We start from the raw sequence: 14,503 nt of genomic DNA on the forward strand, positions 1-14,503 counted from the left end.
TCACCTCCTCGTCCGTCGTCACTGCGCCAGGTCCGTGGCCGAGTCGGTCATGTCGGAGCCGCGCTCACGGTGCAGGAGTGTGGCGACGGCGAAGCCCATCGCCATCTCCACGGTCATCGCGGCCAGCACCACCAGGAGCAGGACCTGGCCCGACGGGTTCGGCGCGAGGAACCACCAGAGGGCTGCGGCGGCGAGGATGACTGCGTTGACCATGAGCTCGAGGCCCATCATCACCATCACGACGACCTGCTGGGAGATGGCGCCGTAGAGGCCCACGCTGAAGAGGGCCGCGGCGAGCAGGAGGGCGATCTGCAGCGTCATCGGCCCACTCCCCCGGGCTGCGGGTCCTCGGCCGGGCCCTCGAGGTCGTCGCCCAGGCGGTCGTAGCGCGTGCGTGCGTGAGCCAGCGACACCCCGGCGACGATCGTGGCGACCATGACCGGGCTCACCACGGCCATGACGAGCATCTTGGACTCCATCAGCGTCCGCCCGAGGGCTGCAGTCAGGTCCGCCGGGGGCGAGCCCCGCCGGGCGGGCCAGTCGGTGAGCAGGATGCCGGCGACGAGCACGACGAAGACCCCGACGGACACGCCGAGCGCGGTCTTCTTGCCGTGCACCATGCTCATCGGCATCAGCGCGGGGTTCATCCCCATGAACATGACCATGTAGACGGCCATGACGGCCATCTCCATGACCATCATGAGGACGACGATGAGCCCGACGTAGCTCTGCGAGAGCATCAGGACCTGGAGCCCGACGGCCACGAAGGAGGCGGCCAGGGCATAGGTCGCCCGGGCCATCGAGTCGACCCGGAACACGGCCGCCCCGGCGAGCACGGCGACGATGCCGAGGACGATGAAGAGCACGTCGGTGACCACGGTCAGCTCCTCCAGACGACGAGGACGGCGACGACGAGGTCCTGCACGAGCGCGAGCGGCAGCAGCACGATCCAGCCCAGCTCCATGAACAGGTCGGGTCGCAGGACCGGTAGGCGGCGGCGGGCCCAGACGAGCACGGCCAGCACCGCGGCCGACTTGAGCAGGCTCCACGCCCACCCCGGCAGGAGCGGCCCTGAGCCGCCGCCGAGGAACAGGGGGACGGCGAAGGCTGCACCCGCGGCAAGCAGTGCGTGGCGCCCGGCGAGCAGGAGCAACCGGTCCAGTCCCGACACCTCCGCGGCGACGCCGCCCGCGACGTCGGAACCGAGCGCGGCGGCGAACGGACCCGACACGGAGAAACCGAGCACCCCCACGAGGTAGACGAGGAACGCCACGGGCATCCACACGGCATACCAGAGCCCGTGCTGTGCCTCGGCGACGACGAGGGGGTCGAGGCTGTGGGCGGCGATGGCCGGCGCGACGAGAGCGAACATCAGCGGCAGCTCGTAGCCGAGTGCCTGGGCGAGGAAGCGGTGGCCGCCGATGATGCCGTAGGCCGAGTTGGCCCCCCACCCGGCGAGCCAGACCAGGGCCCACACCGCGACGTCGACCATGTTGAACCACACGATCCCCACGTCGGTGGGTAGGGCCACGGCGTCGCCCCACGGCACCACCGCGACCATCAGCACCGCCGCGACGACCAGGCCCCAGGTGCCGACGGCCCACAGCAGCCGGTCCGCCGAGACCGGCACGCGCCGGCGCTGGCGGAGCAGCCGGGCGACGTCGGAGACCGGGCCCGACAGGCCCGAGGACACGGCGCCCACCGAGCGAGCGTGCAGGACGCTGGAGAGCACCGCGGCCCCGACCGTCAGCAGCACCAGCGAACCGAACGCCAGTGAGGCGGCGGTTGCCAGGTCGCTGGTCGAGACCGAGGCGCTTCCCGTTGGGAGCGCGATGAGAACGGCTGCCTCAGGCATGGGCGCCCGCCCTCATGGCCTCGAGGGACCCGAGGTGCGGCGCCAGGCTCGCGACGACGAGTCGCGCCGCGGCGACCTCGACACCGGTGCACAGCCGCGTCAGGTGCGCGGCGTCAGGTCGCTCGAGCAGCACGTCGGGTCCCGGGCCCGCGTCCGTCGACACGTGCACGGCGTCGAGCAGCGCCAGGAGACGGTCGTTGGCGTCCCCGGCCCACCATGACGGGAGCTGGTGGTCGTCCAGCCATCCGCGCTCGACACGCCCCAGACCCCGGAGGGACCAGCGCAGCGTGCGCGAACGTCGAACGCGACGGACCAGCGCGGCCGCCTCGCGAGCCAGGTCCGCATCGCCGCGCCCGGCGAGGGAGCCCACGGCAAGGTCTCGCACACGCATCGCGCGCTCGGCCCCCTCCGTCCACCCCGCGAGCTGCAGGACATCGCGGACCGCGTCGGCGAGCAGGGCGGTGGACGGGAGACCCTGGGTTGCCGATTCCCCTGTGGCAGAGCCGATCCACCGGCCCTCGGCTTCCGTGACCAGGTCGCCGTGCAGCGTCCACGTCATCTCCAGCCCCGCAGGCCAGTGGCGCAGGACCGGCCCCAGCCTCAGGTGCAGCTCGTCCATCTCGAGACCGTCTCGGTCGTCGGCGCCCTCGGCCAGCGCGATGCCGTCCGGAGCCATGTCCATGTCGCCGTGGTCCATGTCGCCGTGGTCCATGTCGCCGTGGTCCATGTCGCCGTGGTCCATGTCGCCGTGGTCCATGTCGCCGTGGTCCATGTCGCCGTGGTCCATGTCGCCGTGGTCCATGTCGCCGGGGTCCATGTCGCCGGGGTCCATGCCGCCGGGTAGCGAGCGGCCCGCGGCGTCCTCGCGCTGGGCGGCGGTGTCACGCAGGTGCGGCAGGGCGGCCTCGACCGCCGCCTCGACGCCCTGCTCGGTCTCGCCCGGTGCGAGGGAGATCCGCACGCGCGGGCCGGGGAGCTGCTCCCACACCGCTTCGACGCTGTCCTCGAGGTCGGGCGGTAGCTGTCCGCACACCACCAACATGTCGGCGCCGGCGGGTGAGTCGGCAAGCTGCCAGCCACGTCCCAGGACGAAGCGCTCCGCGTAGACCCGGGCACGCCATCCGCCCGGCATCTCCACGAGCAGGACAGAGCACCGGCGCACGGCCTGACGGGCCAGCCATTGCGTCAGACCCATCGGAGCGCACCCTCACGCCAGGCCCACAGCACCGCAACCATGAGCGCGGCCAGGAACACGAACATCTCCACGACCGCCCCGGCCCCGAGCTCGGCCACGACAACGGCCCAAGGATACATGAACAGCATCTCGACGTCGAAGGCGAGGAACACCAGAGTCGCGGGATACCACCGCACGTGGTAGCGCGAGAGGGCATGCTCCGTGGGCGCGTGGCCGGACTGGAAAGGCAGCACCGGCAAGGCTTCCGAACTCACCGCGACTGCGCGGGCGACGAGCAGGAGCAGTGCCAGACCTGCTGCTGTCACCAGCAGCAGCAGTGCTATCCCGAGGTACACGTCGCCTCCCGCTTCTCTGTCGGCCGGCTCCGCGGTCGAGCTCCCACTCAGGCTCCTCCGTATGCGCCTGCGCGGGTGAGGTGCACCAGCTGGCGCAGGCAGTCCGAGCGCAACAGCTCCGGGAATCCGTCGACCAGTCGGTAGTAGACCGTGCGCCCCTCCTTGCGGCGCGTGACGAGCCCTGCCGTCCGCAGCATCTTGAGGCCGTATCCGACGGAGTCCTCCGAGGCACAGAGGGCCAGCGCCAGGTCTCCGACACACAGCTCCTCCGCCGTGTCGAGGGCATGGAGCAGGCGGATTCTGGTGGGGCCGGCGATCAGCGACAGGACGGCGCCGAGTCGGTCGCAGTCCTCCGGGCTGGGGACCCGGGCCCTCGCAGAGACCACTGCGCGCGGGTCCACGGCACGTGCCTCGCTGCGGGCTCCGCGGTCTTCAGCCACGCCATCCGCATACCCATACGGCCATGCGGGTTAACTGCCCTCCTGAGGAGGCTCGTCCCTTGCGTGAAGCCAGGACCATAGGAATGCGCCGAGCGTGCGGCGGCGGCCAGCGCAGTGTCGTGACTGGTCTTCCTTGGCTCGCCACGGCGCGCGGTCGTCTCCGTCGTCGGCGGTGTGATGGGAAGCTTGATGGTGAACCTCGCGCCCTGCCCCAGCCCGGCGCTGTCGGCCTGAACCGTCCCGTTGTGCGCAGACACGATGGCCTGCGCCATGGTCAGCCCGATCCCGCTGCCGCGCTCGTCGCGGGTGCGGGCCGCATCGGCCCGGTAGAACGCGTTCCAACGCGTGTGGCAGTTGCTCGGCGCTCAGCCCCTCGCAGGTGTCGGCATGACGATGTGCACCTGGTCACGGCTGGCACCGGTGCTCACGGTCAAAGGTCCACCCCGCCGGCCCCGTTCGGCTTTTAGTGTTGCTAGCCGGCGCATTTTCCGGTGTATCGAGTCCGCGGTGCGAACGGTGCGTGGCACGGTTGGGCACGGCAGCGGCGGCAGCGGTTACACCTGCCTGAGCGACGCGTCGCGAGCGCCCGCCTGGTCACACTGACCGGCGGGCGCCCGTAGCCGGACTTGGGGGCGCGCTCGGAGCCGGTGGCGCGGTGTCCAACGACTGGGGCTGGGCTAGCTGATCACCTGGCGGCTCGCCGCATGGGCGCGCTGCAACTCCCCGGCCGAGTACTCGAACTCGTGCTCTACGCCTCGCCCCGCCCACGAGAACCGCAGGGACAGGGGTGCTCCGGTCTCGTCTCGGAACGGAATCCAGTAGGGCAGGGAGTAGATGCCTCCGCTGCCCCCGTGACCCCACGGGTCCACGGAGTGCACCTCGCCCGATCCAATGACGCGCTCGAGGCGCGGGCCAGCGAGGTCACCGCTGCGGAACGAGAGCACCTCGCCGGCGAACGCGCGCTGCGCTTCGCGGCCCGCGAGCGCACCGGCGCGCACGGTGAGCGTCACGATGACCCCGTTCGGGTAGGCCCGCGCCCGCTCGAGCTGGATGTGCAGGTAGCTGCCGGCGAAGACCTCGCTCGGCGTACCCGCTTCCCCCGGGACCCATCGGCTCTCGTCGGGATAGTTGTCGTCGTCATGTGCGTACACGGTTGCTGTCATGCCCGGTGCACGACCCCCCTCCCACACATGACCCAAGCGCCGGTTCTCCACGCCCGACCATCAGGTCAAGGCTATGGAGAACCGGCGTCTGTGCACCCGCTACCAACACTAGAAGCCGAACAGGGCCGCCGGCGTGCCTGTTCGGCTTCTAGTGTTGGTAGCGGATGCACTTCCGGCGCTTTTGAGGCCGTGGCTCCGGGGCCAGGGGCCGACCGCGAAGCAGATCCTGGCGATCGGTTCGATCAAGTGGGCTGGAGAATGCCGCGTTCGACAGCAAGGACCTCGGGGAACTCCTGACGCACCGGACGCAGCTGCCTGGCGCCTCGCCGGACACCCCACTCGTGGTGGTGTCCAGATCGGGGTGCAAGGTCAGCGGGGTCAGCGGCACCTGATCCCGGCTCGCAGCAGCAGACCACGACCTCCGTCCTTGCCGGACGCCACCGCCCGGAGGGGCCACTGCTACACCTCGATCGTGAGCTGCTCCCGGTGGAAGTCGTAGTGCTGCATGCCGTACGCGTACACGTCGGCCAGCGTCATCGTGTCCCGGAAGAAGGGGTCCCACCCGACCGGGAAGTGCATCCGCCTGGCGAGCGCTTCCGGCGACTCGGCGTCGAGCCGGCGGTGCAGCCGCGCGATGGTGTGGTCGAGCTGATGGGTCAGCCGTGGGTCATGGAAGACGAGCGCGCCACCGACAGGCCCGAGGTAGTTGATGGAGTGGAACGGTCGGGTCCCCGCGTTGAGTACCGCTGCGAAGGCCCGACTGGAGCCGTCCGGGAGCCGCCCGAACATCCTGACCAGCGGGAGCAGTCGAGACACGATGAGGAAGCCAAAGGCCATATGCCACAACAGCTGCCCATTGCTCCAGCGGGTTCCGTTGCTGCGCCGACGGAGCTCGCTGGGGCTCGCAACAGCGACGATCTGGTGAAGATCGGCGCGGACTCTCTCCAGATCATCATGGAGGCGTTGCCGGTCGATGGGTGCGGAGGTAACCATGTCAGTTGGCTTCAGGGGGCTTCAGGGAAGGTGTCGGTCGAGCCGTCGCAGCAGCGGGCCAAGGGCCGGCCAGTCCTGTAGCCCAGCGCGTGTGACCGCATCTCGCGTGGAAACGACCCACCGGCGCAGCCTGGCACCCGGGGTGCGGTGGCCCGAATCGGCTTCGGATCTGGCGCGCCGCGACAGCCACAAGGCGCACCCCGCGCACACGCCTACCTCCGGCTGGGACCCGAGCCGGGTCAGGTCCCTCCCGTCGAACGTGTTCCCGCAACACCAGCAGCTCGGGATCTGCACCTGCCCGTGCTCCTGCGCAATGGCTGCCATGGACCCATCCTCGCCTTCGGCTGCGCCGGTGGCCAGAGGTCGGAGACCGGTTCAGTGTGCGTGCTGGGCCAGCGCCTTGGCGAGCTGGTCAACCGTGGGCGAGCCAGCCATACCGTCCGGGGTGGCGTAGAGCCGGCAGGCCACGGCTGGGATTGCGCCGGGTTGCGCGAATGGGTCGGCCCCGTCCAGCAGAATGGTCGGGGATCCGGTGAACCCGAGCCGGTCTGCGTCGGCGTTCGAAGTCACGGCCAAGGTGCTGACGCGAACAGGCACACCGGTGCGGGCGGAGGCGGCGTCAACCCTTTCAAGGGCCGTCCGCCAGCTCGGGCATCCGTCGAAGTACAGCACCGTCACGTCCACGCTCATGGCTCCCATCATCGCCTCAAGCCCGTGCAGTGCATGAGTCCGCCGCCGTCGGGATGTCGCGGCCGCGGACGGTGGCCCAGCGAATCCCTGCAGTAAGACGACAGACCGGACGGGCGGACCGGCGTCGTCTCGACCAGACCGACCAGGCAGCGGGCTTGGAGTGCTTCCAGCAGGCTTTCGCAGCGGGCCTAGATGTCGTCACGGATCAGCCGCATGCGCTCGATTCCCTCGATACCGCGTGAGGAGGGTTCGTCGGTCTCCCAGGTCTCGATGGAACCTCGCATGCCCGGGACGGCTGCGACAACCGCCTCGGAGCCGAGCACGACGACACGGTCGACGCGCCGGAACAGGTCCGGTTCGATCGCTGTGGGCACCTCCCCGTCCATGCTCGCCCCGACTTCGGCGACGACCTCGGCGGCCAACGCGTTCACCGCATCGCCCGGCCGCGTCCCGGCGGAGTGGACCTCGACGTCAGCGCGCGCCAGGGACCGCATGAGGGCGGCCGCCATCTGGTACTTCCCGCCGTTCTTGACGCACACGAACAGCACCGACGGACGGGGGTCGCCGGCGCCCGCTGGTCCCACCCGCGGGACCTCACTCATGCGACCCTCTAGCGAAGATGGCGGCCAAGGACGGGGAGACGGCCTGGGCGCCGACGGTGGGACGGGGGTCGGGGATCTCGCCCGAGTCCGTCTCGTCGATGACGGCGGCCTCGACGGCGGCCTGCTCGGGGGTGGTGGTGTCGGCGAGGGCGGCGAGGTAGTGCTCGGCGTCCAGGGCGGCGGCGCAGCCGGAGCCGGCGGCGGTGATCGCCTGGCGGTAGGTGTGATCGACCAGGTCGCCGCAGGCGAAGACGCCCGGGACGTTGGTGCGGGTGGAGCGGCCGTCGACCAGGACGTAGCCGGCCTCGTCGGTGTCCACGACGCCGGTGACCAGCTCGTTGCGCGGGTCGTGCCCGATCGCCACGAACAGCCCGGTCACCGCGAGCTCGCGGGTGGCGCCGGTGACGGTGTCACGCAGGGTCAGGCCGGTGAGCTTGTCCTCGCCGTGGATCTGCGCGACCTCGGAGTTCCAGGCGAAGCGGATCTTGTCGTTGGACTGGGCGCGCTCGGCCATGATCTTGCTGGCGCGCAGGGCGTCGCGGCGGTGGATGATCGTCACGGTGCGGGCGAACTTGGTCAGGAAGGTCGCCTCCTCGATGGCGGAGTCGCCGCCGCCGACGACGGCGATGTCCTGGTCGCGGAAGAAGAACCCGTCGCAGGTCGCGCACCACGACACCCCGTGCCCGGAGAGCTCCTTCTCGCGGGGCAGGCCCAGCTCGCGGTAGGCCGAGCCCATCGCGAGGATGACCGAGCGGGCGTGGTGGACGCGGCCCTCGCCGTCGGTGACGGTCTTGACCTCACCCGTGAGGTCGAGGGCGGTGACGTCGTCGGTGACCAGCTCGGCGCCGAAGCGCTCGGCCTGGGCGCGCATGCCGTCCATCAGGTCCGGGCCCATGATGCCGTCGGTGAAGCCGGGGAAGTTCTCGACCTCGGTCGTGTTCATCAGCGCGCCACCGGCGGTCACAGCGCCCTCGAACACCAGCGGCGCCAGGTTGGCGCGAGCGGCGTAGACGGCTGCGGTGTAGCCCGCGGGGCCGGAACCGATGATGATGACGTTGCGGACGGGTGCGGTCTCGCTCATGTACTGGATTCCCTTGTTCTGAAGTCCGGATCGTCCTGCGCCCCAGTGGGCCCCGGGGTCGGTCGCTCGGCCGACGCGGGAGGCGTCAGGCGTTGACGGGGGTGACGTCGAGCGACGCGAGCAGCCCCAGGATGCGCTGCCGGATCTCGTCGCGGATCGGTCGCACCGCCTCGACGCCCTTGCCGGCGGGGTCGGCGAGCTCCCAGTCCTCGTAGCGCTTCCCGGGGAAGATGGGGCACGTGTCGCCGCACCCCATGGTGATGACGACGTCGGACTCCTTGACCGCCTCGGTGGTGAGGATCTTGGGGGTCTCGGCGGTGATGTCGATGCCTTCCTCGGCCATGGCGGCGACGGCTGAGGGGTTGACCTGGTCGGCGGGCTCGGATCCCGCCGAGCGCACCTCGACGGCACCCCCGGAGAGGTGGGCGAGGTAGGCGGCAGCCATCTGGGACCGGCCCGCGTTGTGGATGCAGACGAACAGGACGGACGGCTTGTCGGCCTGGTTGCTCATGTGGGTTGCTCCTTGCTTGTGGCCTGGGGGGGTGGTGGATGCGGTGTCGTTGACGCAGGTCGCGAGTGGGGCGGGCGCGGGTGGGCGGTGTCGCTAGGTCAGATGCCGAGGTCGCGGAGCAGTCGGGTGACGCGGCCCTGGATGTCGTCGCGTATGTCGCGGACGGTCTCGAGGGGCTGACCGGCGGGGTCGGCGACGTCCCAGTCCTCGTAGCGTTTTCCGGGCAGGATCGGGCAGGCGTCGCCGCAGCCCATCGTGATGACGACGTCGGCGGCGCGCACGACGTCGTTGGTCAGCGGCTTGGGGTAGGCCTCGGAGAGGTCTATGCCGCGTTCCTTGAGGACGGCGATGGCGGTGGCGTTGACCTCGTCGATCGGGGCGGAGCCGGCGGAGCGGACGTGGACCCGGCCGCCGGAGAGGTGCTGGGCCAGCGCTGCGGCGATCTGGGACCGGCCGGCGTTGTGGACGCAGACGAAGAGCAGCTCGGGCACCTGTTTGGTGATCCGGCCCTCGGCCTGCGCGGCGGCGGTCAGCTGCTGGGTGGCGTACCGCGCGGTGAGGATCGGCAGGTAGGTGGGGATCTTGGAGACGGGCTCGAGGGCGGCGCGTGCGTCGGCTACGGCCTGCGCGACGGACTCCTTGGAGAAGACGCCGTCGTACTTGTACGTCAGGTCCTCCACGATCCGGTCGTAGTCGGGCGAGCCCGCATCCCTGTCAGTGCGCATCGGTCAGGGTTCCTTCCATGGCAGGTCGGGTCAGCTCTGAAAGGGCGGCGGTGCCGACCGGTTCGCGGGCCAGCAGCGGCATCACGGCCACGCGTCGGCAGAGCTCGTTCACGCGAGCGAGCGGGTCGGCTTCGGCGTGGGCTCGGGCCCGCAGGAACGATGAAGTGGGCGCCGAGGCGGTGAGGCTGGCATTGACGACCCAGGCCCACGGGGTGATGCCGGCGCGGGCGAGGTCGTCCTGGAGCTCCTGGGCCTCGAGCACTGGCGTGGTCTCCGGCAGGGTGACGATGACGACCTTGGTCTGGCTCTGGTCCTGCAGGCGCATCAGCGGGGTGACGAAGCGGGCGCCCTCGCTCATCTGGCGGGTGATCTCGCGGTGGTAGGAGCCGGTCGCGTCGAGCAGCAGGAGGGTGTGGCCGGTCGGGGCCGTGTCGAGCACGACGAACTGCTTGCGGGCCCGGAAGACCACGTGGGAGAACTGCTGGAAGACGGCGACCTCGTCGGTGCACGGCGACTTCAGGTCCTCGGCGAGGACGGCCCGGCCGGCGTCGTCGAGCGCGTTGCCCTTGCCGGCCATGACCCGTTCGCGGTACTCGATGATGGCCTGTTCGGGGTCGATCCGCTCGACGGTGAGGTGCTCCACCTCCGCCTGGAGCGTCTCGCTCAGGTGGGCGGCCGGATCGGTGGTCGTCAGCAGCACCTCATGTCCGCGGGAGGCGAGCTCGAGGGCGACTGCGGCAGCGACCGTGGTCTTGCCGACCCCGCCCTTGCCCATGCACATGACCAGGCCGTGGCCGTCCGCTTCGAGGTCGTCGACGAGGTCACGAAGGCTGGTCAAACCGTCTGGCAGAGAGGCGATTTCGTCGCTGGCTGGAGCGGCCGGTGTCGCGTCGGGGTCAAGCAGAGCGCGGAGCGAGGGGACGCCGACCGTGTTGAACGCGAGCAACGGAATCGTCGTCCGGGGCAGCACGGCAAGATCGGCGGGGATGGCGTCCAGGGCCTCCCTCTCGCGCCCGGTCACCGCGTCTACGAGGACGTCGTCCGCGGCGTCGGCGGCCGCGTACTGGGGCATGACGCCGTTGACGACGAGGTGGGCGTTCGTCATACCCAGCTCGCGCAGCTCATCGAAGGTGCGTGCGGCCTCCCGGATGGAGGAGCGTTGTGGGCGCGTCACCAGGACAAGGCGCGTGCGTGTCGGGTCGGTCAGCGCTGCCAGTGCGCCGGCGTAGTCGTGCCGCAGCCGGTCGAGGCCCGCAACGGGTCCCAGGCATGACACGTCGCCCTTGCCGTCGGACAGGTAGGTGGTCCACTCTCCCGGGAGTTGGAGCAGTCGGACGGTGTGCCCGGTGGGTGCGGTGTCGAAGAGGATGTGGTCGTAGGCGGCCGTGGCGGTCTCGTCGTCGAGCAGGGAGGTGAACTCGTTGAAGGAGGCGATCTCGGTCGTGCAGGCTCCGGAGAGCTGCTCGGTCATCGCGGAGATCTCGGCGGCCGGCAGGAGGTCGCGCACCGGGTCGATGATCGCGGCTCGGTAGGCGTCGGCTGCCTGCTGCGGGTCGATCTCCAGAGCGTCCAGACCCGGGATACCCGGTACCGGAGTGACCACGTTGCCCACGGTGGCGTTGAACACCTGTCCGACGTTCGACGCCGGGTCGGTGCTCGTCAGCAGTACCCGCTTGCCCTGCCCTACCAAGTGCACGGCCGTGGCGCAGGCCAGCGAGGTCTTGCCGACGCCGCCCTTGCCGGTGAAGAACAGGAACCGGGGCGGAGCGTCGAGGAAGGGCAGGGAGAGCATCAGCAGCAGCCGGTCGAAGGGGTGGGCGAACCCGTGGAAGCCTCGGGCGCGCAACAGCCGGCGTCAGAGGCTGTCGGGGCCAGGGCCAACAGAGGACGATCCGAGGATGCGTCCTGCGCAGAGTCGGCGAGGGCTGAGTACCGGGTCAGCTGCTCACGGGTCGGGTAGGCGCCGGTCAGCACGGTTACACCGTCGACCGTCGTCAGCGGGAGGCCCTCGGATCCTGCGAGGTGGAGGAAGTCCCGGACGGCGTCGTTCGTGACGAAGGCCTGCGGGTCGTTGGCCAGGTTGTGGCGCTGCACCTGGCCGCCCGCCTCGTTGACGTGCGCCAGGTCGGCGGTGAACACGACGAGGCGTTCGTCGAGCTCGGGTCCGCAGACCCCGGTGTTGCAGCAGAGCGCGGGCTCGTAGACGTGGATCTCAGGCATTGCGGGACTCCTTGTCGGCGTTGGCGGTTGCTCGCGAGGGGAGGGGCGCGTCCGGGCTGCCGATGGCGGGGTGAAACCGCTTGCGCAGGGCGAGGCTCACGTAGACGAGGGCGACCAGGGCCGGGACCTCGATGAGGGGCCCGACGACGCCGGCGAGGGCCTGTCCGGAGGCGGCGCCGAAGGTGGCGATGGCGACCGCGATGGCGAGCTCGAAGTTGTTGCCCGCTGCGGTGAAGGCGAGCGTCGTGGTGCGCTCGTAGCCCAGCCGGAGGCTTGCGCCGAGTCCGAACCCGCCGCCCCACATCACGGCGAAGTAGACGAGGAGTGGCAGCGCGATGCGCACGACGTCGAGGGGTCGTGAGGTGATCGCGTCGCCCTGCAGGGCGAAGAGGATGACGATGGTGAAGAGCAGGCCGTAGAGCGCCCAGGGTCCGATGCGGGGGATGAACGTCCCCTCGTACCAGGTCCGCCCACGTCGGCGTTCCCCGATACGTCGGGAGAGGAACCCCGCGAGCAGCGGGATGCCGAGGAAGATGAGGACCGAGCGGGCGATGTCCCAGGTGGACGCGTCGATGCCGGTCTGTGAGAGACCGAGCCAGCCGGGCAGCACGGAGAGGTAGAACCAGCCGAGGCCGGCGAAGGCGACGACCTGGAAGACCGAGTTGAGCGCGACGAGCACGGCCGCGGCCTCGCGGTCACCGCAGGCGAGGTCGTTCCAGATGATGACCATGGCGATGCACCGGGCGAGTCCGACGATGATCAGGCCCGTGCGGTAGGCCGGCAAGTCGGGCAGGAAGATCCAAGCGAGCGCAAACATCAACGCCGGCCCTAGCGCCCAGTTGAGGAACAGGGAGCTGACCAGCAGCCTCTTGTCGCCCGTGACCGAGTCGAGCCGGTCGTAGCGGACCTTGGCCAGGACGGGATACATCATGACGAGCAGTCCGAGGGCGATCGGGAGGGAGACCCCGTCGACCTCCACCTTCGCCAGCCCGTTGCCGAGGCCGGGGACGACCCGCCCCAACAGCAGGCCGGCCACCATGGCCAGGCCGATCCAGACCGGCAGGAAGCGGTCGAGAGTCGAGAGCCTCGCCACCACCGGGTCGTGGGCGGCCGGCGTGGCCTCGGTGGAGGTGCTGGGGCTGGGCGCGTTGTTCACCGATGTCCTTCGAAACGTGGGCCTGGACTGAAGCAGGATCGACACTGGTCGATACTCCAACGTTGGCAGTCGCATTGACCTGTGTCAACATTGACCGAGGTCAATGACGGCGAACGAAAGGTGAACACGTGAGCATCACGGCACTGATCACGACACCTCAGCAGGTGCCCTACGTCTCCGACTGCGGCTCGCCCTCCGTCACCGTGCTCGACCGCGCCGAGGCCGAGCGCCGGGCCACCCTGCTCAAGGCCCTGGCCGACCCCGTGCGCCTTCAGCTGCTCAGCATCATCAGCGCCTCCCCCGACCATGAGGCCTGCGTGTGCGACATGACCGACGCCGTCCAGGTGTCGCAGCCCACCGTCAGCCACCACCTCAAGACGCTCGTCGAAGCCGGGATCCTGAGCCGTGAACGTCGCGGCAGCTGGGCTTGGTTCCAGCTGAACTTCGACGCGATGAAGGACCTGCAAAGCTTCTTGGACTGACCTCAGCCCTGCCGCTCTCGCTCGCGTTCGAGCTGACCGCACCCGACCGAGGCGAGGATGGACGGGGTGACGGACTCCTGACAGACATCGACAATGCCGTCACCGGAACCGGCCTGTTCATCGGCACCGCCCGAGTCGTCCGGCACCGCCCCGGCTCGCCCCGTCGTCTCTTCCGCCTCGTGCTGACCGGACGGCCCGCACACCCCCACTGTGCTCGCCATGGCCACCCTGGGCGACATGGTGATCATCGGCGTCGTCGAAGCCAGGCGTGCCGCACTAGCCCTCGCCCTGCGCGCCCCCCCCCGGCCTGCGAGCGGCGCGACGTCGTGGAACCCGTCGTCCTGGAAAGCGCACGGCTCGTACCGGCGTGTAGAGGTCTACACTTGACTGCATGGGTTCGCGTTACCCACCAGCCATGACGATCACGCGCTTGGTGGCCGTGAGCGTTCGCTCCTGCCGCCTGCGCCGCCAGGAGCGAACCGGCCCCTGGCAGGGGTACTCAGGATCGGCACACAAACTGGCACACGACCCACGGTGGTCCAACCCCGTCCGGCCGAATCCGCCACAGTCCAAACCGGTCCGCAGCAGAAGCTCGCGCCAGCTCAGGCCTAACCCTCGATCGTGCTTGTTGATCCAGATCTCCTCGACGGCCGGGTCGTCGAAGTACTGCTGCAGGGGCCCGTAACCGGCCACGACCGACAGGATCGAGTGGACGGCCAGACGCTGGTCGCCGAGTGAGGGAAGCCCGCCGTGGAGCGACCGCTGGTCGTAGTCCTGCACGGCGTCCTGGACGAGCCTTCGAACCGCCTTGGTGTCGCTGGACGGGTCGAGCCCGGACCGCCGGATGAGCTCGCGCACCTCGCCCTCGACATGGCGGACCGCTTCCTGCGTCGACATACGTTCCCCTGAACCCCTGTGAGCTGCTTGTGGGACATCCTGCCCGGGTCATCCGGTTCTGGCGCGTCCAAGCTAGGCCGGAACCAAACCCGCCCGTGCCCGTCATCCACAGCCCCGCCACAGCCCTTCGGTCCGCCGGGCAACGTCCTGGCTTTCCC

Annotated in this window: 19 protein-coding genes and 1 pseudogene; 1 reads left to right on the forward strand and 19 read right to left on the reverse strand. The window is 70.0% G+C overall.

Features of this window, described 5'->3' with window-relative positions:
* Positions 1–18: 18 nt before the first annotated feature.
* The 17 genes and pseudogenes from ABD194_RS07075 to arsB all read right to left on the reverse strand — a co-directional run bounded on the left by ABD194_RS07075 (position 19) and on the right by arsB (position 12,906).
* Complete coding sequence (locus ABD194_RS07075) at positions 19–321, reverse strand: NADH-quinone oxidoreductase subunit NuoK (RefSeq protein WP_343989424.1); 303 nt, start codon at positions 319–321, stop codon at positions 19–21.
* On the reverse strand, positions 318–878 hold the full coding sequence (locus ABD194_RS07080; RefSeq protein WP_343989426.1) for an NADH-quinone oxidoreductase subunit J: 561 nt from the start codon (positions 876–878) through the stop codon (positions 318–320). The genes ABD194_RS07075 and ABD194_RS07080 overlap by 4 nt, the downstream gene beginning before the upstream one ends.
* Before the next feature lie 2 nt (positions 879–880).
* Positions 881–1,855, reverse strand: a complete 975-nt coding sequence (locus ABD194_RS07085) for an NADH-quinone oxidoreductase subunit H (RefSeq protein ID WP_343989428.1) — start codon at positions 1,853–1,855, stop codon at positions 881–883.
* Entirely contained in the window at positions 1,848–3,050 is a 1,203-nt protein-coding gene (locus tag ABD194_RS07090; protein WP_343989430.1) for a hypothetical protein, read from the reverse strand. The genes ABD194_RS07085 and ABD194_RS07090 overlap by 8 nt, the downstream gene beginning before the upstream one ends.
* A complete protein-coding gene (locus ABD194_RS07095) occupies positions 3,041–3,385 on the reverse strand; it encodes an NADH-quinone oxidoreductase subunit A (RefSeq protein WP_343989432.1) in 345 nt (114 codons plus the stop codon). The genes ABD194_RS07090 and ABD194_RS07095 overlap by 10 nt, the downstream gene beginning before the upstream one ends.
* Positions 3,386–3,432: 47 nt before the next feature.
* Positions 3,433–3,825 (reverse strand): ArsR/SmtB family transcription factor, encoded by a 393-nt coding sequence (locus tag ABD194_RS07100; RefSeq protein ID WP_343989434.1) that lies wholly within the window; start codon positions 3,823–3,825, stop codon positions 3,433–3,435.
* A 185-nt stretch (positions 3,826–4,010) separates the two neighbouring features.
* A pseudogene (locus ABD194_RS07105) lies at positions 4,011–4,148 on the reverse strand (ATP-binding protein); the annotation flags it as partial.
* A 354-nt stretch (positions 4,149–4,502) separates the two neighbouring features.
* Positions 4,503–4,976 carry a hypothetical protein gene (locus tag ABD194_RS07110; protein ID WP_343989436.1) on the reverse strand — a complete coding sequence of 158 codons (474 nt, stop codon included), beginning with the start codon at positions 4,974–4,976 and terminating at the stop codon, positions 4,503–4,505.
* Between the two features lie 471 nt (positions 4,977–5,447).
* A complete protein-coding gene (locus ABD194_RS07115) occupies positions 5,448–5,981 on the reverse strand; it encodes a DinB family protein (protein ID WP_343989438.1) in 534 nt (177 codons plus the stop codon).
* A gap of 375 nt (positions 5,982–6,356) precedes the next feature.
* A complete protein-coding gene (locus ABD194_RS07120; protein WP_343989440.1) occupies positions 6,357–6,671 on the reverse strand; it encodes a DF family (seleno)protein in 315 nt (104 codons plus the stop codon).
* 188 nt (positions 6,672–6,859) lie between these two features.
* A complete protein-coding gene (locus tag ABD194_RS07125) occupies positions 6,860–7,273 on the reverse strand; it encodes an arsenate-mycothiol transferase ArsC (protein WP_343989442.1) in 414 nt (137 codons plus the stop codon).
* Positions 7,266–8,354: a thioredoxin-disulfide reductase gene (trxB, locus tag ABD194_RS07130; RefSeq protein ID WP_343989444.1), complete on the reverse strand. Its 1,089-nt coding sequence runs from the start codon at positions 8,352–8,354 to the stop codon at positions 7,266–7,268. The genes ABD194_RS07125 and trxB overlap by 8 nt, the downstream gene beginning before the upstream one ends.
* 85 nt (positions 8,355–8,439) lie before the next feature.
* Complete coding sequence (locus tag ABD194_RS07135) at positions 8,440–8,865, reverse strand: arsenate reductase ArsC (protein WP_343989446.1); 426 nt, start codon at positions 8,863–8,865, stop codon at positions 8,440–8,442.
* Between the two features lie 98 nt (positions 8,866–8,963).
* Positions 8,964–9,590 carry an arsenate reductase ArsC gene (locus tag ABD194_RS07140; RefSeq protein ID WP_343989448.1) on the reverse strand — a complete coding sequence of 209 codons (627 nt, stop codon included), beginning with the start codon at positions 9,588–9,590 and terminating at the stop codon, positions 8,964–8,966.
* Positions 9,580–11,436 (reverse strand): arsenical pump-driving ATPase, encoded by a 1,857-nt coding sequence (arsA, locus tag ABD194_RS07145; RefSeq protein ID WP_343989450.1) that lies wholly within the window; start codon positions 11,434–11,436, stop codon positions 9,580–9,582. Before arsA ends, ABD194_RS07140 begins: the two co-directional genes overlap by 11 nt.
* A complete protein-coding gene (gene arsD / locus ABD194_RS07150) occupies positions 11,382–11,810 on the reverse strand; it encodes an arsenite efflux transporter metallochaperone ArsD (protein WP_343989452.1) in 429 nt (142 codons plus the stop codon). Before arsD ends, arsA begins: the two co-directional genes overlap by 55 nt.
* Positions 11,803–12,906, reverse strand: a complete 1,104-nt coding sequence (gene arsB, locus ABD194_RS07155; RefSeq protein ID WP_343989657.1) for an ACR3 family arsenite efflux transporter — start codon at positions 12,904–12,906, stop codon at positions 11,803–11,805. The genes arsD and arsB overlap by 8 nt, the downstream gene beginning before the upstream one ends.
* Before the next feature lie 188 nt (positions 12,907–13,094).
* Here arsB and ABD194_RS07160 point away from each other — a divergent pair, with 188 nt between their 5' ends.
* Positions 13,095–13,448, forward strand: a complete 354-nt coding sequence (locus ABD194_RS07160) for an ArsR/SmtB family transcription factor (RefSeq protein ID WP_343989454.1) — start codon at positions 13,095–13,097, stop codon at positions 13,446–13,448.
* Positions 13,449–13,450: 2 nt separating this feature from the next.
* Here the strand turns inward: ABD194_RS07160 and ABD194_RS07165 are convergent, their stop codons facing one another.
* Positions 13,451–13,696 (reverse strand): hypothetical protein, encoded by a 246-nt coding sequence (locus ABD194_RS07165; protein WP_343989456.1) that lies wholly within the window; start codon positions 13,694–13,696, stop codon positions 13,451–13,453.
* Positions 13,697–13,850: 154 nt separating this feature from the next.
* Positions 13,851–14,345 carry a hypothetical protein gene (locus ABD194_RS07170; RefSeq protein WP_343989458.1) on the reverse strand — a complete coding sequence of 165 codons (495 nt, stop codon included), beginning with the start codon at positions 14,343–14,345 and terminating at the stop codon, positions 13,851–13,853.
* Positions 14,346–14,503 lie beyond the last annotated feature (158 nt).

It is taken from the genome of Terrabacter terrae, from assembly GCF_039529575.1.
In the GTDB taxonomy this organism is placed as follows: Bacteria; Actinomycetota; Actinomycetes; order Actinomycetales; family Dermatophilaceae; genus Terrabacter; species Terrabacter terrae.

Coding starts and splice junctions, on each gene's coding strand:
- ABD194_RS07135 (WP_343989446.1), bottom strand. CDS start 8,865: ATGAGCAACCAGGCCGACAAGCCGTCCGTCCTGTTCGTCTGCATCCAC.
- ABD194_RS07115 (WP_343989438.1), bottom strand. CDS start 5,981: ATGGTTACCTCCGCACCCATCGACCGGCAACGCCTCCATGATGATCTG.
- ABD194_RS07125 (WP_343989442.1), bottom strand. CDS start 7,273: ATGAGTGAGGTCCCGCGGGTGGGACCAGCGGGCGCCGGCGACCCCCGT.
- ABD194_RS07085 (WP_343989428.1), bottom strand. CDS start 1,855: ATGCCTGAGGCAGCCGTTCTCATCGCGCTCCCAACGGGAAGCGCCTCG.
- ABD194_RS07165 (WP_343989456.1), bottom strand. CDS start 13,696: ATGATCACCATGTCGCCCAGGGTGGCCATGGCGAGCACAGTGGGGGTG.
- trxB (WP_343989444.1), bottom strand. CDS start 8,354: ATGAGCGAGACCGCACCCGTCCGCAACGTCATCATCATCGGTTCCGGC.
- ABD194_RS07090 (WP_343989430.1), bottom strand. CDS start 3,050: ATGGGTCTGACGCAATGGCTGGCCCGTCAGGCCGTGCGCCGGTGCTCT.
- arsD (WP_343989452.1), bottom strand. CDS start 11,810: ATGCCTGAGATCCACGTCTACGAGCCCGCGCTCTGCTGCAACACCGGG.
- ABD194_RS07075 (WP_343989424.1), bottom strand. CDS start 321: ATGACGCTGCAGATCGCCCTCCTGCTCGCCGCGGCCCTCTTCAGCGTG.
- ABD194_RS07140 (WP_343989448.1), bottom strand. CDS start 9,590: ATGCGCACTGACAGGGATGCGGGCTCGCCCGACTACGACCGGATCGTG.
- ABD194_RS07120 (WP_343989440.1), bottom strand. CDS start 6,671: ATGAGCGTGGACGTGACGGTGCTGTACTTCGACGGATGCCCGAGCTGG.
- ABD194_RS07170 (WP_343989458.1), bottom strand. CDS start 14,345: ATGTCGACGCAGGAAGCGGTCCGCCATGTCGAGGGCGAGGTGCGCGAG.